Origin of the sequence: Streptomyces venezuelae (assembly GCF_008642355.1) — a bacterium.
Classification (GTDB): Bacteria; Actinomycetota; Actinomycetes; order Streptomycetales; family Streptomycetaceae; genus Streptomyces; species Streptomyces venezuelae_B.
The window spans coordinates 2247628-2267620 of record NZ_CP029193.1 but is presented as its reverse complement, the minus strand read 5'-3'; the positions used below and the strand labels follow the sequence as shown (position 1 = coordinate 2267620).

Annotated in this window: 19 protein-coding genes; 9 read left to right on the top strand and 10 right to left on the bottom strand. The window is 72.7% G+C overall.

Translation table 11 applies throughout. The features are described from left to right. Nucleotides 1-55: 55 nt before the first annotated feature. Genes DEJ47_RS10500 through DEJ47_RS10490 form a run of 3 tightly spaced genes read right to left on the bottom strand, consistent with a single transcriptional unit; the run spans nucleotide 56 to nucleotide 3035 of the window. Nucleotides 56-925, bottom strand: coding sequence for a heme ABC transporter ATP-binding protein (locus DEJ47_RS10500; RefSeq protein WP_150167149.1), 870 nt, complete (start codon nucleotides 923-925; stop codon nucleotides 56-58). Next, nucleotides 922-2019, bottom strand: a complete 1098-nt coding sequence (locus DEJ47_RS10495; protein ID WP_150167146.1) for a FecCD family ABC transporter permease — start codon at nucleotides 2017-2019, stop codon at nucleotides 922-924. The genes DEJ47_RS10500 and DEJ47_RS10495 overlap by 4 nt, the downstream gene beginning before the upstream one ends. Then, the gene (locus tag DEJ47_RS10490) at nucleotides 2016-3035 is read right to left on the bottom strand and encodes a hemin ABC transporter substrate-binding protein (RefSeq protein WP_150167144.1); all 1020 of its coding nucleotides are present in this window, start codon (nucleotides 3033-3035) and stop codon (nucleotides 2016-2018) included. Before DEJ47_RS10490 ends, DEJ47_RS10495 begins: the two co-directional genes overlap by 4 nt. A 177-nt stretch (nucleotides 3036-3212) precedes the next feature. Here DEJ47_RS10490 and DEJ47_RS10485 point away from each other — a divergent pair, with 177 nt between their 5' ends. The 3 genes from DEJ47_RS10485 (at nucleotide 3213) to DEJ47_RS10475 (ending at nucleotide 6928) form a co-directional block, all read left to right on the top strand. Beyond that, nucleotides 3213-4655 (top strand): HtaA domain-containing protein, encoded by a 1443-nt coding sequence (locus tag DEJ47_RS10485; RefSeq protein WP_150167143.1) that lies wholly within the window; start codon nucleotides 3213-3215, stop codon nucleotides 4653-4655. Between the two features lie 68 nt (nucleotides 4656-4723). Further along, the gene (locus DEJ47_RS10480) at nucleotides 4724-6256 is read left to right on the top strand and encodes an HtaA domain-containing protein (protein WP_150167141.1); all 1533 of its coding nucleotides are present in this window, start codon (nucleotides 4724-4726) and stop codon (nucleotides 6254-6256) included. A gap of 15 nt (nucleotides 6257-6271) precedes the next feature. Next, nucleotides 6272-6928 (top strand): PhzF family phenazine biosynthesis protein, encoded by a 657-nt coding sequence (locus DEJ47_RS10475; RefSeq protein WP_150167139.1) that lies wholly within the window; start codon nucleotides 6272-6274, stop codon nucleotides 6926-6928. Between the two features lie 42 nt (nucleotides 6929-6970). Here the strand turns inward: DEJ47_RS10475 and DEJ47_RS10470 are convergent, their stop codons facing one another. Beyond that, entirely contained in the window at nucleotides 6971-7642 is a 672-nt protein-coding gene (locus DEJ47_RS10470; RefSeq protein ID WP_150175544.1) for a heme oxygenase (biliverdin-producing), read from the bottom strand. A 143-nt stretch (nucleotides 7643-7785) separates the two neighbouring features. Next, nucleotides 7786-8643 carry a type I methionyl aminopeptidase gene (gene map / locus DEJ47_RS10465; protein ID WP_150167137.1) on the bottom strand — a complete coding sequence of 286 codons (858 nt, stop codon included), beginning with the start codon at nucleotides 8641-8643 and terminating at the stop codon, nucleotides 7786-7788. Nucleotides 8644-8722: 79 nt separating this feature from the next. On the opposite strand from map, the gene DEJ47_RS10460 reads away from it, so the two are divergent. Next, entirely contained in the window at nucleotides 8723-8950 is a 228-nt protein-coding gene (locus tag DEJ47_RS10460) for a hypothetical protein (RefSeq protein ID WP_150167136.1), read from the top strand. Nucleotides 8951-8959: 9 nt separating this feature from the next. Here DEJ47_RS10460 and DEJ47_RS10455 read toward each other — a convergent pair whose 3' ends face one another. After that, nucleotides 8960-10273 carry an MFS transporter gene (locus DEJ47_RS10455; protein ID WP_150167134.1) on the bottom strand — a complete coding sequence of 438 codons (1314 nt, stop codon included), beginning with the start codon at nucleotides 10271-10273 and terminating at the stop codon, nucleotides 8960-8962. Nucleotides 10274-10344: 71 nt separating this feature from the next. Further along, nucleotides 10345-10947, bottom strand: a complete 603-nt coding sequence (locus DEJ47_RS10450; RefSeq protein ID WP_150167132.1) for a hypothetical protein — start codon at nucleotides 10945-10947, stop codon at nucleotides 10345-10347. A gap of 79 nt (nucleotides 10948-11026) precedes the next feature. Here DEJ47_RS10450 and DEJ47_RS10445 point away from each other — a divergent pair, with 79 nt between their 5' ends. From DEJ47_RS10445 to DEJ47_RS10435, 3 genes are all read left to right on the top strand, one after another. Next, on the top strand, nucleotides 11027-12103 hold the full coding sequence (locus DEJ47_RS10445; RefSeq protein WP_150167130.1) for a sialidase family protein: 1077 nt from the start codon (nucleotides 11027-11029) through the stop codon (nucleotides 12101-12103). Nucleotides 12104-12127: 24 nt separating this feature from the next. Then, on the top strand, nucleotides 12128-12832 hold the full coding sequence (gene npdG / locus DEJ47_RS10440) for an NADPH-dependent F420 reductase (RefSeq protein WP_150167128.1): 705 nt from the start codon (nucleotides 12128-12130) through the stop codon (nucleotides 12830-12832). A 116-nt stretch (nucleotides 12833-12948) separates the two neighbouring features. After that, on the top strand, nucleotides 12949-13143 hold the full coding sequence (locus DEJ47_RS10435; RefSeq protein ID WP_150167126.1) for a hypothetical protein: 195 nt from the start codon (nucleotides 12949-12951) through the stop codon (nucleotides 13141-13143). A 19-nt stretch (nucleotides 13144-13162) separates the two neighbouring features. Here DEJ47_RS10435 and DEJ47_RS10430 read toward each other — a convergent pair whose 3' ends face one another. Next, complete coding sequence (locus DEJ47_RS10430; protein ID WP_150167124.1) at nucleotides 13163-13966, bottom strand: site-2 protease family protein; 804 nt, start codon at nucleotides 13964-13966, stop codon at nucleotides 13163-13165. A gap of 97 nt (nucleotides 13967-14063) precedes the next feature. Between DEJ47_RS10430 and DEJ47_RS10425 the strand changes: the two genes are divergently transcribed. Further along, the gene (locus DEJ47_RS10425; protein ID WP_150167122.1) at nucleotides 14064-14546 is read left to right on the top strand and encodes a DUF6578 domain-containing protein; all 483 of its coding nucleotides are present in this window, start codon (nucleotides 14064-14066) and stop codon (nucleotides 14544-14546) included. Between the two features lie 182 nt (nucleotides 14547-14728). After that, the gene (locus DEJ47_RS10420; RefSeq protein ID WP_150167120.1) at nucleotides 14729-18058 is read left to right on the top strand and encodes an ATP-binding protein; all 3330 of its coding nucleotides are present in this window, start codon (nucleotides 14729-14731) and stop codon (nucleotides 18056-18058) included. Between the two features lie 23 nt (nucleotides 18059-18081). Here the strand turns inward: DEJ47_RS10420 and DEJ47_RS10415 are convergent, their stop codons facing one another. Further along, entirely contained in the window at nucleotides 18082-18912 is an 831-nt protein-coding gene (locus DEJ47_RS10415; protein WP_150167118.1) for an ABC transporter permease, read from the bottom strand. Next, nucleotides 18909-19931, bottom strand: a complete 1023-nt coding sequence (locus DEJ47_RS10410) for an ATP-binding cassette domain-containing protein (RefSeq protein ID WP_150167116.1) — start codon at nucleotides 19929-19931, stop codon at nucleotides 18909-18911. Before DEJ47_RS10410 ends, DEJ47_RS10415 begins: the two co-directional genes overlap by 4 nt. Nucleotides 19932-19993: the final 62 nt, after the last annotated feature.

Below are 19993 nucleotides of genomic sequence, written 5' to 3'. Positions count from 1 at the left end.
GGTGACCGGCTCCCGCCCCACCGGGAAGAGTGGCCACGACCCGCGGCGGTTCCCGTCAGGCGTTCCGGAGCGGAGCGACCACGGGGGCGCCGGTGCGCGGGTGCGGGAAGACCTCGACGGGCTGCCGGTACACCTCGGAGAGCAGTGCTCCCTCGAATACGTCGCGGGGGGCGCCCTCCGCCGCGACGGTTCCGCCGCGCAGCACCGCGACCCGGTCCGCGTACGCTCCCGCGAGCCCCAGGTCGTGCAGGACCACCACGACCGCGTCGCCGGACGCCGCCCGGTCCCGGCAGATCCGCAGGACCAGCTCCTGGTGGCGCAGGTCGAGGGCGGCGGTCGGCTCGTCGAGCAGGAGCAGGGGGGTGCGCTGGGCGAGGACGCGGGCCAGCGCGACCCGGGCCCGCTCGCCGCCGCTGAGCGCGGAGAAGGGGCGCGCGGCGAACTCCGTGACCTCGGTGGCCGCCATCGCCTCGCGCACGATCCGGTCGTCGTCGTCCGCGGCGCGGGTCCCGGCCCAGGGCGCGCGGCCCATGCGGACGACGTCCTCGACGGGGAAGGGGAAGGACAGCGCGGCGGACTGCGGCAGCACGGCCCTGCGCAGCGCGAGCTCCCGGGCGGGCCAGTCGGCGGCGGGCCTGCCGCAGACACGTACGACCCCTTCGGCGGGCGGCAGATCGGCGGCGAGCGCGGCCAGCAGGGTCGACTTCCCCGCGCCGTTGGGCCCGACGAGCGCGAGCACCTCACCCGCGCGGATCGCGAGCGACACCCCGCCGGGTGTCCCGCCGGGCTCCCCGCCCAGCACGTCCCGCCCGCCGAGCCGCACCCGCAGCCCCGCGGCCTCGGCGAGGACGTCGCCCGGAGCGGACGGTGCGGGCAGTGCCCGGTCGCGGGCTGCGAAGAGCCTCCTGCCCAGCTGTCCGATCATGCCCAGCCCCCTTGCCTGCGACGGGTCCTGCGGAGCAGCCAGAAGAAGAACGGGCTGCCGAAGAGCGCGGTCAGCACACCGAGCGGCAGCTCGGCGGGCGCGGCCACCGTGCGTGCGGCCAGATCGGCCGCGACGAGGACCAGCGCACCGCCGAGCGCGCTCCCGGGCACGAGGAAGCGGTGCCCGGGGCCCGCGGCCATCCTCAGCAGATGGGGGACGAGGAGGCCGACGAAGGTGATGATCCCGGCGACGGACACGGCCGCCGCGGTCAGCAGCGCCACCACGAGGACCAGGACGAGCCGCAGCCTTTCCACGTCCACGCCCAGATGTCTCGCGGGCCGTTCGCCGAGGGCGAGGAGGTCCAGCTTCCGGGAGTACAGCGGCGCGACGGCGAGACCGAGGAGCGCGCACGGCAGCACGGCGAGGACCTTCGGCCACGTCGCCTGTGCGAGCGAGCCGAGCTGCCAGAACGTGATCTGGCTGATCTGCGCGTTGTCCGCGAAGAAGATGCACAGGCCGATGAGGGCGCCCGCGAAGGCGTTCACGGCGATGCCGGTGAGGATCAGCGTGACGACCTCCGTGCGGCCGCCCTCGCGCGACATGGCGTACACGAGCAGGACCGTCGCGAGCCCGGCGACGAACGCGCAGACGGTGACGGTCCAGTTGCCGAAGAAGGAGAAGCCGAGCGCGATGGAGGCGACGGCGCCGACAGCGGCGCCCGACGAGATCCCGATCACGCCGGGTTCGGCGAGCGGATTGCCGAACACGCCCTGCATCAGCGCGCCCGCGCAGCCCAGCGAGGCGCCGACGAGGAGGGCGAGCACGACGCGCGGCAGCCGCACGTTCCACAGCACGCTCTCGCCGACCCGGTCGAGCGCGGACCCGCCGAGTCCCGTGCGGTGCCGCACGGAGGAGACGACGTCGCCGAGCGGGATGTCGTACGCGCCGACGCCGGCGGAGACCAGACACAGGACGACGAGGGCGGCGACGAGACCGACGGTGAGGGGGACGGCGGCGCCGCGGCGGGGCCGGGGGGACTTCTCCGCGGCCGGGGGAGCGGTCTCTCGGGTTCCGGGTCCGGTCAGCAGGCTCATGCGGAGCCGTCCTCGTACAACTGCTTGACGAGGGACTTCAGGACCCGGTCGGTGCGTGGCCCGTAGTTGAGGAGGACACCGTCGTCGACAGAGACGACGCGGCGGTCCAGGCCCGCGGGGGTCTCGGCGACGCCCGGCACCTTCAGGAGCCCGTCGACGCCGCCCACCGAGTCCAGGCCCTTCGTCATCACGAGGATCGCGTCCGGCGCCGCCTTGGCGAGCGCCTCGCTGGTGATCGCGGTGAAGTCCTTCTTCAGCCCGGACTCCTTGCCCGCGTCGACCGCGCCCGCCGCCTCCAGGAGCGAACTCGCCCCGGACTCACGGCCGCCGAGGAGATAGACGGAGGCGGAGCCGCGCAGGTAGAGGAAGGCGACCCGCGGCTTCTTCCCGCGGGTTCCGCCGGGGATGTCCGCCCGGACCTCGGCGATCCGCCGCTCGGTGCGCGCGGTCAGCTCGGCGCCCGCCTTCTCGACGCCCAGGGCCTTCGCCACCGCGTCGATGCGCGGGCCCACGTCGTCGAGACCCTTCGCCGGGTCGAACACGACGAGGGGGATGCCCGTGTCGCGGATCTGGTCGACGGCCTCGGCCGGTCCGGTGGTGGAGTCGGCGAGGACGACGGTCGGTTCGAGCGAGAGCACGCTCTCCGCCGAGACGTCGTGCGCACGTGTCACCACCGGCAGTTTTCTCGCCTGCTCGAAGGTTGCGGTGATGTCGCGGGCGACGACGTTGTCGCCGAGGCCCAGGGTGAAGACGATCTCGTTCAGGCTGCCGGTGAGCGGCACGATGCGGCTGGTGTCCCGCACCGTCACCCGGTGGCCGTCGGCGGAGGTGACGGTGGCGGGGAGTTCGGCCTTCGGCCGGGTCCCGAGCGGTTCGACCCGGTCGGGCGCCGAGGCCGCCGCCTCCGCGCCCGTCTTCGGTGTCCGCCCGCCGCCGTCGTCCGACGTCCCGCACCCGGTCAGACCGAGCGCGAGCACGGCGGCCCATGCGCCGGCGATACGGAGAGAGCGCGCCATACGCACCGAAGTCCACCGTCCTGTCGCGTAGTTGATGTCCGCACCCGTGCCCGGGTCCGGCCGGTACCGGCCGACGTGCGGCCGGATTCCGGTTGAGGTCTTCCAGTCCGGAGTGATCGTAGTTTAGGTTAGCCTTACCTAATTAGCTAGGCCCTGTCAGACCTGGAGGAGCCCCCCATGCCGTCGTCCGGACAGGCGCGCGCCATCCGCCGCGCAGGAACCGTGGCCGCGCTCGCCGCCCTGACCGGAGCCCTGCTCCCGGTGGCCACCGCGCGCGCCGACGACCGCACGGTCCGGGGCGGCCGGCTCGACTGGGGCATCAAGTCCTCCTTCCAGAGCTACGTCACCGGACCCATCGCCCACGGCGCTTCGACCCTGCAAGGGGGCGCCGCCACGGTCGGCGGCAGCCGGTTCCGCTTCCACTCCGCGAAGGGCTCGTACGACCCGGACAGCGGGACGTTCACCGCCGGGTTCTCGGGAGGGGTGCGCTTCACCGGCCACAAGAAGGGCGGCTCGTACGAGCTCGACCTCACGATCAGCCGCCCCACCGTGAAGGTCTCGGGCGGCTCCGGCACGCTCTACGCCGACATGGTGAGCAAGCAGAAGGGCACCGGCAAGATCACGTCGACCCCGCGGGTGCCGCTCGCCTCCCTCAATGTCTCCGGCATCGACATGAAGGGCGGCACGGGGCCGATCGCCCTCGACAACATCCCCGCGACGCTCACGTCACAGGGCGCCGAGGCGTTCGCCGGGTACTACACGGCGGGCACCGCACTCGACCCGGTGAGCCTGTCGACGGACCTCGTCACGAAGAGCGCGCCCAAGTCCGAACCCGAGCAGGCTCCTTCGCGCCGTGCGGCGACATCGGGGGAGAAGGCGGGGCGCATCGAGAACGCCGCCGTCGACTGGGGTGTGCGCCGCACCTTCCGCGAGTACGTCACCGGGCCCATCGCCAAGGGCGAATGGAAACTGTCCGCCGGTGCCCAGGACGGCGGCGCGCTCTTCCGCTTCCCGAAGGGCGAGGGCACGTACGACGAGAAGAAGCACACTCTCGCCGCGGACTTCGCCGGATCCGTGCGCTTCACCGGGGCGCACGGCCTCGACCTGACGCTCGCCGGGATCACCGTCGACGTGCGGGACGGCAAGGGCACGCTGTCGGCGGACGTCGTGAGCAAGGGCGACCGCGGCACCACCCTGAAGGACGCCCCGCTCGTCACCTTCCCGGCGGCGGAGAAGGAGTTGAAGCCGGAGGACGGCCTCGTCTCCCTCACCGAGGTGCCGTCGAAGCTCACCGCCGAGGGCGCCGAGGCCTTCGGCGGCATGTACAAGGCGGGCTCCTCGATGGACCCCCTGTCGCTCGCCGTCGCCCTCGACACGCAGGCGAAGCTGCCCGCGCTGCCCGACCTCGGCTCGTCCGCGGCTCCGGAACCCGCCCCGGAGAAGCACGCGCGGCCGAAGACCGAGAACGCCGCGGACTCCGCCGACTCCTCGTCGAACGCCGTGCCCATCGGTGTCGGCGCGGGCGTCGCGGTGCTGCTCGCCGCGGCGGTCGCTCTCGGGTTCGTACGCAAGAGGCGCGGGTCGACGGGGACGGACACGCCGCCCGCCGACGCATCCTGACCCCCCGCCCGCACCCCGCTGGTCCCCCTCACCCCCCCTCACCCTCTCTCCCAAGGAGAAGCCTGATCATGGCCGCCACCCGTCGTCCCATGACCCTCGCGGCAGCCGTCGCGACCGCTGTCGCCCTCGGCGCGAGCGTCCTGACGCTGCCCGCGCTCGCCGCCGACCGCGGTGCCGAGAAGCCCGCCCCGCCGAAGCTGGAGCTGAAGGACGGCACGCTCCAGTGGGGCGTGAAGGAGTCCTTCCGCAAATACGTCATGGGCATGGCCCACGGCAAGATCGAGGCCAAGGGCGGGGCCACGCAGGCCGCGGACAACGGGGTGTTCACGTTCTCCGGTGGCCTGGGGACGTACGACACGGGCACGCACGCCACCGACACCGCCTTCAAGGGAAGCGTCCGCTTCACCTCCGCGCTGCACAAGTTCGACATCAGCATCGCCGACGTCAAGGTCCGTACCCAGGGGAAGACCGGCGCGATCCGGGCCGACGTGACCCTCAACGGCGCCGTGCAGAACGACATCGACCTGGCCCGGCTCGACCTGAGCGCGGTCCGCCCGGGGCAGGGCGGGGGCGAAGGCGGTGCGATGGTCTTCAAGGACATACCGACGACGCTCACCGAGAAGGGCGCGAAGGCGTTCAACGGCATGTACGAGAAGGGTGCGCAGCTGGACCCGGCCACGCTCACGGTGACGCCGGGCGGGCCCGTGCCCGGGAAGCCCACCGAACCCTCCACGCCCACGGAACCGACGAAGCCCGCCGAGACGCCCAAGCCTCCGAAGCCGTCCAAGCCGTCCAAGCCGTCCAAGCCCTCCAAGCCGTCCGAGCGCCCCGAGCCGCGGCAGCCCGCCGGTGTCGTCGACGGCTCGCTGTCCTGGGGGCTGAAGGAGTCCTTCCGCACGTACATCTCCACCGGCGGCGAGGCGACCGTCGCGGGTGGTGCGAAGAAGATCTCCGACGGGTACCGGTTCCCCTACGCCAAGGCCGACCTGGACTCCGGCGCGAAGAAGATCGACGCCTCCTTCGGCGGCAGCGTCCGCTTCACGTACAAGGCGCACGGCATCGACATGAAGTTCAGCGACCTCAAGGTGCGGGCGAACGGTGCCAAGGGCACGCTGCTCGCCGACGTCACCACGCCCAAGGGCACCAACAACGACGTGCGGTTCGCGGCGCTCGACCTGTCCGGGGTCTCCTACCGGCCCAAGAACGACGTCGTGCACCTCGACAAGGTGCCGGCGACCCTCACGGCCGCGGGCGCGGAGCAGTTCGCCAACGACACGACCGGCTCCCCGTACAAGCCGGGCGAGAAGCTCGACCCGGTGACGGTCACCCTCGCCTCCAAGGCGGGTGCCACCCTGCCGGAGGCCGACGGCGGAGAGGCGGGCGGTACGGGTACGTCAGGCACGGGCGCGACGGGCACCGGCACGACCGGGTCCGGCTCGGTGGGCGGCGGGGGCACGGTCGGCGGCGGCACCGGCACGCTCGCGGCCACCGGCTCCTCCGTCCCTTCCACCGCGCTGCTGGGCGCGGCGGGCGTGGCGCTGGCGGCGGGCGCGGGCGCGGTCGTCGCGGCGCGACGGCGGCGGGGCTCCGAAGCGGTGTGATGCTTCAATGCCCGGATGACTGAACCACTGGACGTACTGCGCGTCTTCTGCGGGCCCGACGGTCGGCACGGCAACGAACTCGGTGTCGTGCGCGACGGGGCCCGCACCCCTGTCCGCGAGGACCGCCAGGCGCTGGCCGGGAAGTTCGGCTTCAGCGAGACGGTCTTCGTCGACGACCCCGAGCGCGGCGTCATCGACATCTACACGCCCACCCTGCGGCTGCCCTTCGCGGGCCACCCCTGCGTCGGCGCGGCCTGGCTCCTCGACGTGCCCGAACTGGTGACGTCCGCAGGGGTGGTGACGGCGCGTCAGGACGGCGAGTTCACGTGGATCACGGCACGCGCGGAGTGGGCGCCGCCGAGGACGCTGCGACAGTACGGGACAGCCGCGGAGGTCGACGCGCTCGACGTACCGCCGCCGGGGGAGTGGGTCTACGCCTGGGCCTGGCAGGACGAGGCCGCGGGCCGCGTGCGCGCACGGGCGTTCCCCGGCCGTGCCGACGGCATCGACGAGGACGAGGCGACGGGCGCGGCGGCGCTCCTGCTCACCCGCGAACTGGGCCGCGCCCTCAACATCACGCAAGGACGCGGCTCACAGCTCCTGACGGCGCCGGGACCGGGCGGCATGATCGAGATGGGCGGCCGAGTGGATTTCAGCCCCTCCGGCGCTTGAGGAGCGGGGGCCCGGGGGCAGAGCCCCCGAGTCGCCCACCTCTCAGGCGCTCAGCGGAAACTCGTCCCCGAGCTCCCGGAACACCGCCGTATTCAGAGCGAAAGCACGCTTGCACTCGTCGACGATCCGCTTCTTCTCCAGGTCGTCCGTGACCACCGTGTCGATCCCGTCGAGCAGCTCGCGGTAACCCCGCTTGAACGCGGCGGGGTTGGCGATGCCCTCGAAGACGTAGAACCGCACGCCGTCGCCCTTGCGGGCGAAGCCCCACGTGCGCTCGGCCTTGCCGCGGATGATCTGGCCGCCGGAGAGGTCGCCCAGGTAGCGCGTGTAGTGATGGGCGACGTATCCGCCGGGCCAGGTGCGGGCGCATTCCTCGACGCGGGCCGCGTACGCCTCCGTGGCGGGCAGGGGGGTGAGGCCCGCGCGCCAGTCCGTGCCCCGCAGATGCGCGAGGTCGCGCTCCAGTTCACCGACGCGGGCCAGCTCGGGCCGTATGAACGGCCCGGCGACGGGGTCCTCGTGCAGCGACCGGGCGCCGTCCTCCAGGGCGCGGTACACGAACCACAGCTGCTCCGTGTACCGCGTGTACGCGTCGACGCCGAGCCTGCCGCCGAGGAGGTCGCTCATGAAGGACGACGTCTCCGCCTCGGTGTGCTCCTCGTGGGACGCGGTGCGGATGACCGTCGAGAAAGGTGTGAGCGGCGAGTGCGGCATGACCATGCGGTGCCTCCAGGGGAGCCGGGGACTGACGGAATGGCGGGAACCGGTGCGCCCTCTGCAGATCATGCAAGTTAGGCTTACCTAAGTCAATTGGTTCCCGACATCCTGTCGGTAAAAACGCCACCCGCCCGCCGGGATCAGGGCAGCGTGAGGATCTCCGCCCCGGTGTCCGTCACCACCAGCGTGTGCTCGAACTGAGCGGTCCGCTTCCTGTCCTTGGTGACGACGGTCCAGCCGTCCTCCCACATGTCGTACTCGTGCGTGCCGAGCGTCAGCATCGGCTCGATCGTGAACGTCATGCCGGGCTGGATGACGGTCGTGGCGTGCGGGCTGTCGTAGTGCGGGACGATCAGGCCGGAGTGGAAGGACGTGTTGATGCCGTGGCCGGTGAAGTCGCGCACCACGCCGTACCCGAAACGCTTGGCGTACGACTCGATGACCCGGCCGATGATGTTGATCTGGCGGCCGGGCTTGACGGCCTTGATGGCGCGGTTGAGGGACTCCTCGGTCCGCTCGACGAGCAGCCTGGACTCGTCGTCGACGTCGCCCACGAGGTACGTGGCGTTGTTGTCGCCGTGCACGCCGCCGATGTAGGCCGTCACGTCGAGGTTGATGATGTCGCCGTCCTTCAGGACGGTCGAGTCCGGGATGCCGTGGCAGATGACCTCGTTGACCGAGCTGCACAGCGACTTCGGGAAGCCGCGGTAGCCGAGCGTGGAGGGGTAGGCGCCGTGGTCGCACATGTACTCGTGCGCGACGCGGTCCAGCTCATCGGTGGTCACGCCCGGCGCGATGTGCTTCGCGGCCTCTTCCATGGCGCGGGCGGCGATGCGGCCCGCGGTACGCATCAGCTCGATGGTCTCGGGGGTCTGCACCTCGGGTCCCGAGTACGGGGTCGGCGCGGGTTTCCCCACGTACTCCGGGCGCCGGATGTTGCCGGGGACGGAACGGTGGGGAGAGAGCTCCCCCGGGACGAGCAGTGACTGGCCAGACATGCCAGCGAGTTTAGCGAGCCGTCGTGGGGCAGCATGGTCCCGGAGAGCGGTACCCGATCGGGGACGGAAGGAGCGGGGCATGGCGCTGTTCAAGAAGCGGACAGTCGGCAAGCCGGGCGAGTGGTTCTACTGCCTGGAGCACGGGAAGGTCGAGGAGGGTCCCGACTGCCCCGGCAAGAACCGCATGGGCCCCTACGGCTCGCGCGAGGAGGCCCGGCACGCGATGCAGACCGCCGCGGACCGCAACCTGGAGTGGGAGACCGACCCCAGGTGGCACGACAAGGCGGGGCGGGGCGAGGACGAGTAGGACCGGGCGTCAGGACGTGGTGCGGACGGGAGCGGTGCCGGAATCGTCGCGCGCCGCAGCCCTCTCCTCGTCCCGCTCCCGCCGCCGCCGCGCGTCCGGATCCGTCGTCGCGTCGTACGAGACGAGCTTCGGCAGCACCGCCGCCAGGATGCCGACCGAGGCCAGGCAGGCGAGGCCGCCCGACCAGATCGCGGGCCGCGTGCCCGTCCAGCCCGCCGCCGTGCCCGCGCGGACCTGACCGAGCTGCGGGCCGACGCTGTACGACAGGACCTCGATCCCGGCGAGCCGCCCGCGCAGCTCGTCCGGGATCGTCTGGTTCCAGATCGTGGAGCGCCCGAGCCCGCTCGCCATGTCCCCGGCGCCCGCGAACGCGAGGCAGACGAGCACCACCCAGACGTTCGAGAACCAGCCCGCCGCGGTGATCGCGAGCCCCCAGCCCGCCGCCCCGAACACGACGAGCAGCCCGTGCCGCCGCACCCGCGACGTCCATCCGCTGGTGAGGCTGAACACGAGGGAGCCGACCGCCCCGGCCGCGTACATCAGGCCGAGCGCCCACTCGGCGTCCAGGTCGTCCGCGAGGAACGGGAAGATCGTGTTGGGGAAGGCGAAGAACATCGCCGCCATGTCGATCGCGTACGTGCCGAGCAGCACCGGACGCGACCACGCGTACCGGGCGCCCTCCGCGAGCCCCCTCAGCGACGGCTTCTCCGCGTCGTGCGCGGCGGGCGCGGGCGAGAGTCGGGTGCACAGGGCGACGGACAGCACGAAGCAGACGGCCGTGACCCCGTACGCCGAGGCGTGGCCCGCGTACGCGACGACGATGCCCGCGAGGGACGGCGCCGCGATGGCGCCCACGTTCCACCGCAGCGAGTTCAGCGCGGCGGCCGCCGTCAGCTGGTCGTGCGGCACGATCCGCGCCATCAGGGAGTCCAGGGCGGGCCGCTGCAGCCCGGCGAGCGCGGAGACACCGGCGGCCACGACGTACAGCGGCCAGAGCATCGGCTCGGGCAGCAGCGCGTTCACCAGGAGGACGGCGGCGAGGAGCCCGAGGCCGGCCTCGGTCAGGAGGATCACCCTGCGCCGGTCCACGGCGTCGGCGAGCGCCCCGCCGTACAGCCCGAAGACGATCAGCGGCACCAGCTCGACCGCGCCCATCGCGCCGACCGCGACCGGTGAGTCCGTCAGTTCCTTGATCTGGAGCGGCAGGGCGACCAGGGCCATGAAACTGCCGAACGTGGTGACGAGCCCCTGCACCCACAGCAACCGGAAGTCACGGGTGGAACGCCAGGGAGAGAGATCGGGCAGTATCGCGGAGAGAGGCACGAAGAGTCATGTTCTGCGCAGACCCGTGCGGCGAGCAACTCATTTCCGCCCCCGCCGGTCTCATCCCACGCTCACCACCGCGTCGGCGGCGGTGATGTCAGCTGGTCGGCGAGCCGGGAGAGGCGGTCGCGCAGCCGTCTGCGGCCCCGCGCCTCGGGCAGCGCGTTCTCGCCCGCCGCCGCGCTCACCAGGTGCTGGACCGTGTCGAGGTCGAGCTCCGGCGTCTCGGGCACGGCGAGGACCTCGTGCGAGAGCGCGGCCAGGTCCCGGTCGCCGGAGTCGAGGGCGAGCACCGTCGCGCCGGCCCGCCGCGCGTCGTGCACCCGCGTGAGCAGCTCCGTGTCCGGCGCGTCCGGCGCCACGACGAGCAGCGTCTCGCCGCGCCGGGCCGCCTCGATGCGGCCGAGCCCCGTCGACAGGTGGGCCGGGTCCGTGGCGAGGACCCGGTGCCGCACGAGCGTCGGGGTCAGCTCCGGCGTGCCCGACCAGGCCGCCTCGTCGACGAGGTGCGCCGCCAGGTGCCACGGCTCGTACGCCTGCGTGCCCACGAGCAGCAGCCCGCCGCCGTGCGGCACGACGGAGGCCCGCAGCGTCCCCGCGAAGCGGCGGGTGGCGACCGGCCACTCGGTCCCGGCGAGCACTTCGCGCAGCAGCGCGACCCGTACGGCGTCCATGGCGCCGCATCCTCCGGCAACAGGCCACTCGTCACCGGGCGTTCACGCGGAATTCCCCCGCGCGGGGGAAGGGCGGGGGATGACCGTTGAGACATCTGTTCCCTTCCGCGCGGGCCGCGAGGGATACGCGAGCTTCCGCATCCCCGCCGTCGTCACCAGCGCCGCCGGTACCGTCCTCGCCTTCTGCGAGGGCCGCGTCGGCTCCCAGGCGGACTTCGGCAACATCGACATCGTCCTCAAGCGCTCCGCCGACGGCGGCCGCACCTGGGGCCCGCTCCAGACCGTCGCCGAGAACGGCGCCGACCTCGCGGGCAACCCGGCCCCTGTCGTCCTCGACACCGGACGCGTCCTCCTCGTCCAGGTCAGGAACGCCGCGGCGGCCACCGAGGACGCCATCCGCCGCGGCCAGGTCTCCGCCGCCGCCGGACGCCGCGTCTGGGTGCAGCACAGCGACGACGACGGCCTCACCTGGAGCGCGCCGCGTGAGATCACCGGCCAGGTCAAGAGAGCGAACTGGCGGTGGTACGCGACGACACCCGGGCACGCCGTGCAGCTCAGCACCGGCCGGGTGCTGGTCCCCGCCAACCACTCCCTGCCGCCCTCCGGCTCGGACAACGGCACCGAGGGCAAGTACAACGGCGGACACTGCCTGCTCAGCGACGACGCCGGCGCGACCTGGCGCATCGGCTACATCGACGACAACACCAACGGCTACATCAACGTGAACGAGACCACCGCGGCCGAACTCCCCGACGGCCGCGTCTACCTCAACACCCGCAACGACTCCCCGGCCCCCGGCACCCGCGGCGACGCCCACTCCCACGACGGCGGCCGCACCCTGGCCAAACCGTTCCGCCCCCAGGCAGGCCTCACGGGACCCGTCGTCGAGGGCAGCGTCCTCCAGCTCCGCGACCCCGACGTGCTCCTCTTCTCCGGCCCCGCCGACCCGGGCTTCCGCGCGCTCATGACGGTGCGCCGCTCCACCGACGGCGGCACGACCTGGCAGGTCGCCCATACGGTCGACGGCCTCCCCGCGGCCTACTCCGACCTCACCCGCCTCGACGCCGCGACCGTCGGACTGCTCTACGAGACCGGGGACTTCAGCGCCTACGAGACGATCACGTTCCGCCGCGTACCGGTCGCGGAGCTGGCGTGACGTACGGCTGAGTAAGGTCGCCGTATGACCTCTACCGACAGTGTGCAGAAGGCCCCCGCCAAGGATCCCTGGGAGCTGCCCGACGTCTCCGGGCTCGTCGTCGGCGTGCTCGGCGGCACCGGCGACCAGGGGCGGGGGCTCGCCTACCGCCTCGCCCGCGCGGGCCAGAAAGTGATCATCGGCTCCCGCGCCGCCGAACGCGCGCGGGCCGCCGCGGACGAGCTCGGCCACGGCGTCGAGGGCGCCGACAACGCGGAGTGCGCGCGGCGCAGCGACATCGTGATCGTCGCCGTGCCGTGGGACGGCCACGCCAAGACCCTCGAAGGACTCCGCGAGGAGCTGAGCGGCAAGCTCGTCGTCGACTGCGTGAACCCGCTCGGCTTCGACAAGAAGGGTGCCTACGCCCTCAAGCCCGAGGAGGGCAGCGCCGCCGAGCAGGCCGCCGCGCTCCTCCCCGACGCGCGCGTCACCGCCGCCTTCCACCACCTGTCGGCCGTGCTGCTCCAGGACCCGGAGATCGACGAGATCGACACGGACGTCATGGTCCTCGGCGAGAGCCGCGCGGACACCGACACGATCCAGGCGCTCGCCGCCCGCATCCCCGGCATGCGCGGCGTCTTCGCGGGCCGCCTCCGCAACGCCCACCAGGTCGAGTCGCTGGTCGCCAACCTGATCTCCGTGAACCGCCGCTACAAGGCGCACGCGGGCCTGCGCGTCACGGACGTATAGGGGCTGCGACGACGGCCGGCGGCATCCGGGGACGGGGACGGGTGCGGGGCCGGGGCGGGGCATGGGGGACACTGGACGCGTACGACAGCACGCTTCCCCGACAGGAGCCGACCCCCATGCCCCGCCTCGCCGTGTACGCCCTCGTCGTCTGCGCCCTCGCCGTCGCCGCGGCCGTGATCTCCTTCGTGCAGGGCAGCTGGCTCGGCATCGTGTGGGTGCTGCTCGCCGGGCTCTCGTCGAACATGGCCTGGTTCTACCTGCGGCGGGCCAAGGCGGAGCGGGACGCGCAGCGGGCGCGGACGCAGGCGTAGGTGTACGAGGGCGCAGGGATCAGCTCCCGGAGACCCCCGGGATCTCCTGGGACCCTTCCCAGAAGCGGTACAGCTCGTGCCCCCAGTAGGTGTCCCACTCGGTGACGCCCAGGGCGCGCAGGACCGCGTCGACCGCGTCGAAGAAGGCGCGGTTGACCTCCGGGATCCACAGGACGACGAAGACCGCGATCAGCCCGAACGGGGCGAACGGCTCCACCTGGCGGCGGATCCTGTGGGACAGCCACGGTTCGATGACGCCGTACCCGTCAAGGCCCGGGACGGGCAGGAAGTTCAGGATCGCGGCGGTCACCTGGAGCAGGGCGAGGAACCCGAGCGCGTACCGGAACGTGTCCGGGACGCCGTCCAGGGCGTCCAGCCAGAACGGCGCCGTGCAGACGACGGCGAACAGCACGTTCGTCAGCGGACCCGCCGCCGAGATGAGGCTGTGCCGCCAGCGGCCCCGGATGCGGCCCCGCTCGATGAAGACGGCGCCTCCGGGCAGGCCGATACCGCCCATGATCACGAACAGCACGGGCAGCACGATGCTGAGCAGGGCGTGCGTGTACTTCAGCGGATTGAGGGTCAGATAGCCCTTCGCGCCGATGGTGATGTCACCGCTGTGCAGGGCGGTGCGCGCGTGCGCGTACTCGTGCAGGCAGAGCGAGACGATCCACGCGGCCGTCACGAAGAGGAAGACGGCGAGCCCGGGATTGTCGGCGAAACCGGTCCAGGCGGCCCAGCCGGAGACCGCCGTGACGGCGGCGATCCCCAGGAAGACGGGGCTGATCCGCCGGTCGGTGCGGCGGATGGGGGCGGTGGTCATGGGGCGGTGCTCCTGGGATCTGGCGGCGTCGGCCGGGCGTGCCGACCGTACCGAAAACGTCTCGCACGCCGCGCCGGGTTCCGGGGAGGCTGGGGACATGACCGTATGGAACGTGATGTACCAGGACTGGCAGCTGGAGTGCTGCGGTGACCCCTTCTCGGTGGGCGACGAGGTGACGTGGCAACTGCTCGTCGACACGACAGTGCCCGAACGCGAGTGGGCGGCGGAACTCACCGAGATCGAGGGCCCGGTGGAGTCGGCGGGCGGCGGCCCGGTGGTGTGCTCGGGCGGAGTCACGGTGCCGTGGACGGGCTCCGGCGACTGGCCCCCACGACTGCGCCTGAAGGGCCTGTTGACGGTGGAACGGCACGGCGGCGAGTGGCCGCGCACGAAGGGCGTGGTCCGCGGCATCCACGTGGTCGGCCAGGCCTACTCGGAGGAGAACCTGGTCCCGGGAAAGCGGACCCTCCGCCCGGTGGACAGCTGCCCGAAGCGGTTCGAGCACGTGGGGCGGGCGGCGGCGGGAGCGAAGCTGCGGAGGGAGGAGACGGGGGTGCTGATGGAGCTGGAGGTGGAATAAGAGGCAACCTGCAACAGGCCCCTACTCTCACGGGACGCCGCAGGGCGAACGGGCGGGTGGGAGCGATCCGCCGCGAAGCGGGCGGGCCCCTGCGCGCGCTGGACGGTGCGGGGTGAACGGGCGGGTGGGAGTGATCCGGCGGGCTCGAAACGCCCCCACCGGGGGTCAGGGAGAATGGTCCGGTGCGATACCGCGTGCTGGGGACGACCAGAGCCACCCGCCCCGACGGAACCCCCGTTCCCGTCGGCGGCGCCCGCCTCCGCGCCCTCCTCACCGCCCTCGCCCTCCGCCCCGGCGCTCTCGTCCCCGCCCAGACCCTCGTCGACGACGTATGGACGGGCGACGATTCCCCCGCGGACGCGACCGGCGCGCTGCAGGCGCTCGTGGCCCGGCTCCGCAGAGCGCTCGGCGCGGACGCCGTCGCCTCGGCGGACGGCGGCTACCGCCTCCACGCCCACCCCGACGACATCGACGTCTTCCGCTTCGACCGCCTCGTCGCCGACGGCACCCGCGCCCTCGCGGACGGCGACGCGGCGAAGGCCGCCACCGCCCTGGACGACGCGCTCGCCCTGTGGACCGGCGACCCCCTCGCCGACCTCCCCGAACGCACCGCGGACGCCGCCCGCTGGCAGGCCCGCCACCTCGACGCCCGCCGCGCCAGGATGACCGCGGCCCTCGCCCTGGGGGACGCCGGGCGGGTCCTGCCCGAGCTCGCCGAGCTCTGCGACACCTACCCCCTGGACGAACCGATGCAGGTCCTGCGGCTGCGCGCCCTCCGCGACACGGGCCGCGCGGCGGAGGCGCTCTCGGCGTACGAAGACGTGCGGCGCACCATCGCGGACCGGCTCGGCGCGGATCCGGGGCCCGAACTCCGCGCCCTGAACGAGGAGTTGCTGAGCGAGCCACCCGCCTCCCGGGTCCCCGCCCCCTTCACCGCCCGCGACCGCGCCCCCGGAAACCTCCGGGCCCGCCTCACCTCCTTCGTCGGGCGCGAGGCCGACATCGACGCGCTCCGCGGCGACCTCGGCGGCGCGCGGCTCGTGACGCTCCTCGGCCCCGGCGGCGCCGGAAAGACACGGCTGTCGCAGGAGGCGGCCGAGGCCGTCGCGGGAGACCACCCCGACGGCGTGTGGCTGGCCGAGCTCGCCCCGGTCGAGGACCCCGCGGACGTCCCCGCCGCCGTCCTCACCGCCCTCGGCGCCCGCGAGACCGTGCTGCGCGGTGCCGGCGCCGAGGAGATGCGGGCCATGACGGAGCGGCAGGGCAAGGATCCCGTCGCCCGGCTCGTCGAGCACTGCGACACGCGCCGCATGCTGATCGTCCTCGACAACTGCGAGCACGTCGTCGAGGCCGCCGCCCGCCTCGCCGACGAACTCCTCGCCCGCTGCCCCGGGGTGACGGTGCTCGCCACGAGCCGTGAACCCCTCGGCGTACCGGGCGAGTTGCTGCGGCCCGTCGAGCCGTTGCCCGAACCCGTCGCGCTGCGCCTGTTCGCCGAGCGCGGCGCCGCCGCCCGTCCTGGCTTCACCGTCGAGGCGGACCCGGCGGCCGCAGCCGAGATCTGCCGCCGCCTCGACGGCCTGCCGCTCGCCATCGAACTGGCCGCGGCCCGCCTTCGGATGCTCGGCCCACGCCAGATCGCCGACCGCCTCGACGACCGTTTCCGGCTGCTCACCAGCGGCGCCCGCACGGTCCTGCCCCGTCAGCAGACCCTGCGGGCCGTCGTCGACTGGTCCTGGGACCTCCTCGACGAGGCCGAACGTACGGTCCTGCGGCGCCTCTCGGTCTTCGCGGGCGGCTGCGACCTGACCGCGGCGGAGGAGGTGTGCGCGGCCCCCGGAAGCACGCCCGATGTCGCGAACCTGCTCGGTTCCCTCGTCGACAAGTCCCTCGTCGTCGCCGCCCCCGCACCGCTCGCCGACGGCGGCATGCGCTACCGGCTCCTCGAAACCGTCGCGGAGTACGCGGGGGAGCGGCTCGACGAGTCGGGGGACCGGGCCGCCGCCGAGCGGGCGCACCTCGTGCACTACCGCGAGGTCGCCCGGACCACCGACCCCGAGCTCCGGGGCCGCGGGCAGCTCGCCGCCGTGGAGCGTCTGGAGGCCGAGTACGAGAACCTGCGCACCGCCCTGCGCCACGCGGTCGCCGCACGGGACGAACAGGAGGCGCTCTGCCTCGTCCTGTCCCTGTCCTGGTTCTGGCAGATCCGCGGCCTGCGCCTGGAGACCCGCAACTGGTCCCGCGACGTCGCCGCCCTCGGCCCCGACCCGTTCGCCCCGCCCGTGGAGCCCGCCCCGGCGCTGTACGAGTCGTGCACGGAGGCGCCCCCGCCGATGCGCCCCGAGGTCCTCGCGGAGGCCCGCCGCGAGGTGCATCTGCTCCTCGTCTCCTGCATGGAGATGGACCTGGTGGACTGGCAGTCGCCGGAGGCGGCGTCGAAGCTGGAGGGCGTCCGGCGCGCGTACCGTCCCGGCCTCCCGCAGACCTGCCGGACACCCGGCAACCTGTGGTTCTTCGCCGTGCTGCTCGGCGGTGGCATGGAGGCGCTGCGGGTCACCCTCGACGAGACGGTCTCCGCCTGCCGTGCGTTCGGGTACGAGTGGGAGCTCGCCGCCGCCCTCCAGACGCGGGCCAACATCCTCGCCAACCGCAGCGACTGGGCGGGCGACGCACTGCGTGACGCGGACGAGGCGCTGCGGGCGTTCCGGCGGATCGGCGACGTGTGGGGCGTCGCCGAGGCGCTCGCCGCGCGGGGCGAGTCCCGGGAGCGGCGCGGCGAGTTCGCGGCGGCCGCGGAGGACTACGAAGCCGCCGTCGAGTACGCCACGCGGCTCGACGCGCAGAATCAGGTGGCGCTGCTCAAGGCCCGGCTCGGCTCGATCCTCACCGACTCGCCGGAGCGGCGGGACCTCTTCGAGCGGGGCGAGGCGCTGCTGCGGGAGGTCCTCGACAACCCGGGCCGGCACCGCACGGGCGACGCCGTCCCCGCCGCCCGGCTCTTCCTCGCCCTCGCGCTCGGCCGCAGCCGCCGTCTCGACGAGGCGCGCGATCAACTGCGGCTTCTCCGCCTTGAGTTCAGCGGCATCGGATACGCGGTCTTCGACAGTTCCGTGCTCGGCATCACGGCGTGGCTGGACGCGTTGGACGGGCGGCACGCCGAGAGTCTGACGGGGGCGTGCGAGGCCTTCGCGAAGGCCCTCGACCCGCTGTCGCGGATCGTCGCCCCGCACATGGTGGCCGTCCATCTGGCGATCGTCGCGATGGCGCTGGCGTCGGACGACGACGGCGGTCGCGCGCACGACGCCGCGCGGCTCCTGGCCGTCGCCGACGGCGAACTGCCGTCCGGGCACTTCGCGAACACGATGGAGCGGGAGATCCGCGAGGGCGCGGAGGAGCGGTGCAGGGCCGCGCTCGGGGACGGCCCGTACGAGGCGGCGTACGCCAAGGGCGGCGGCCTCTCCCTCGAAGAGGCCGCCGCCCTGTGCGCCGCATGGGCGCAAACGCCCCGGTGATCCGTGAGACCGGTGATCCGTGATCAGTTCTTCGTACGGAACTTGTGGATCGCGATGGGTGCCATGACCACCGTGAGCGCCACCGACCAGCCCACCGTCACCCACAGGTCGTGGGCCACGGGGCCGCCGACCATCAGACCGCGGGCGGAGTCCGCGAGCGCGGACAGCGGGTTGTAGTCGGTGAAGCCCTGCAGCCAGCCCGGCATGGACTGGGTCGGCGCGAAGATCGACGAGCCGAACTGCAGCGGCATCAGGACCAGGAAACCCATCGCCTGCACGGACTGGGCGCTCTTCATGGAGACACCGAGGACCAGGAAGATCCACATGATGGACGTGCCGAAGAGGGCGGAGAGGCCGACCGCGGCGAACAGGCCGCCCCAGTTGGTGATGTCGAAGCCCACCAGGACACCGACGATCATCATGATCGTCGTCGCGATGAGCAGCCGCATCAGCTCCACCACGATCTTGGCGAAGAGCACCGATCCCTGGCCGATCGGCAGGGTCCGGAAGCGGTCCATGATGCCGTTCTGGAAGTCCTGGTTGAAGCCGGTGCCGACGGCCATGGCGATGTTCATGCTCATCATCGCCATCATGCCGGGCACCACGTACTGCACGTACTGGTCCTGACCGCCGCCCAGCGCCTGCCCGATGGAGCCGCCGAAGACGTACACGAACAGGAGCGTGAAGACGATCGGCATCAGGACCGCGTCGAACATCGACTCCGGGTCCTGCCGGATCCACAGGAGATTGCGGCGGACCAGCGCGCCGGTGTGCCGGACGTGGCCGCGCAGGCCGATGCGGGCGTCCGCCTCGTCCTTCTTGAGGGGGGCGGCCGTGAGTGTGGTGGCGCTCATACGGCGACCTCCTCGAGTTCCGTGGGGCGGGCGTCCTGCGGTGCACTGGCCTTCTGGCCGGTGATGGACAGGAACACCTCGTCCAGGCTGGGCAGTTCGGTGGCTATCGAGCCGATGGTGATGCCGCGCGCGGTGACCGCGCCGACGACGGCGGTCAGCTGCTCGTCGCTGAGGATCGGGACGAGGACCGTGCCGGACTCGGTGTCCACCGTCGTGGTGGCGAGACCGGTCAGGCCCAGGTCGTCGAGGGCATTCGCGAGCGGGCCGAGCTCCAGCGGGTCGGCGGGGCGGACGCGCAGGGTCCGGCCGCCGACCTTCGCCTTCAGCTCGTCGATGCCGCCGTTGGCGATGACCTTGCCGCGGTCGATGACCGTCAGCTCGGAGGCCAGCTGCTCGGCCTCCTCCATGTACTGGGTGGTGAGCAGCACGGTCACGCCGTCGCCGACCATCCGCTTGACCTCGCCCCACACCTCGTTGCGGGTGCGGGGGTCGAGGCCGGTCGTCGGCTCGTCCAGGTAGAGCACGGACGGACTGCCGATCATCGACGCGGCGAGGTCGAGGCGGCGGCGCATACCGCCGGAGTACGTGCTGGCGGGGCGCTTGGCCGCCTCGGTGAGCGAGAACCGTTCGAGGAGACCGTCGGCGCGTGACCTGGCCTCCTTGCGGGACAGGTCGAGCAGTCGCCCGATCATGTAGAGGTTCTCGCGGCCGGACAGCTTCTCGTCCACCGCCGCGTACTGCCCGGTGAGGCCGATGACGCGGCGGAGCTGGCGGGGCTGACGCACCACGTCGTACCCGGCGACCAGCGCGGAGCCCGCGTCCGGGGTGATGAGGGTGGAGAGGCAGCGCACCAGGGTCGTCTTGCCTGCGCCGTTGGGGCCGAGGACGCCGAGGACGGTGCCCTCGCGCACGTCGAGATCCACGCCGTCCAGTGCTTTGGTCTCGCCGTAGTGCTTGACCAGTCCCCTTACGGTGACCGCGCTCCCTGCGCCGCCGGGGTTCATGTCGATTCGCTTCATGCCCCCAAGGTGTCAGAGGCCACCGACAAACCACCGACAGCCGACCGACAGACGCCTGACGC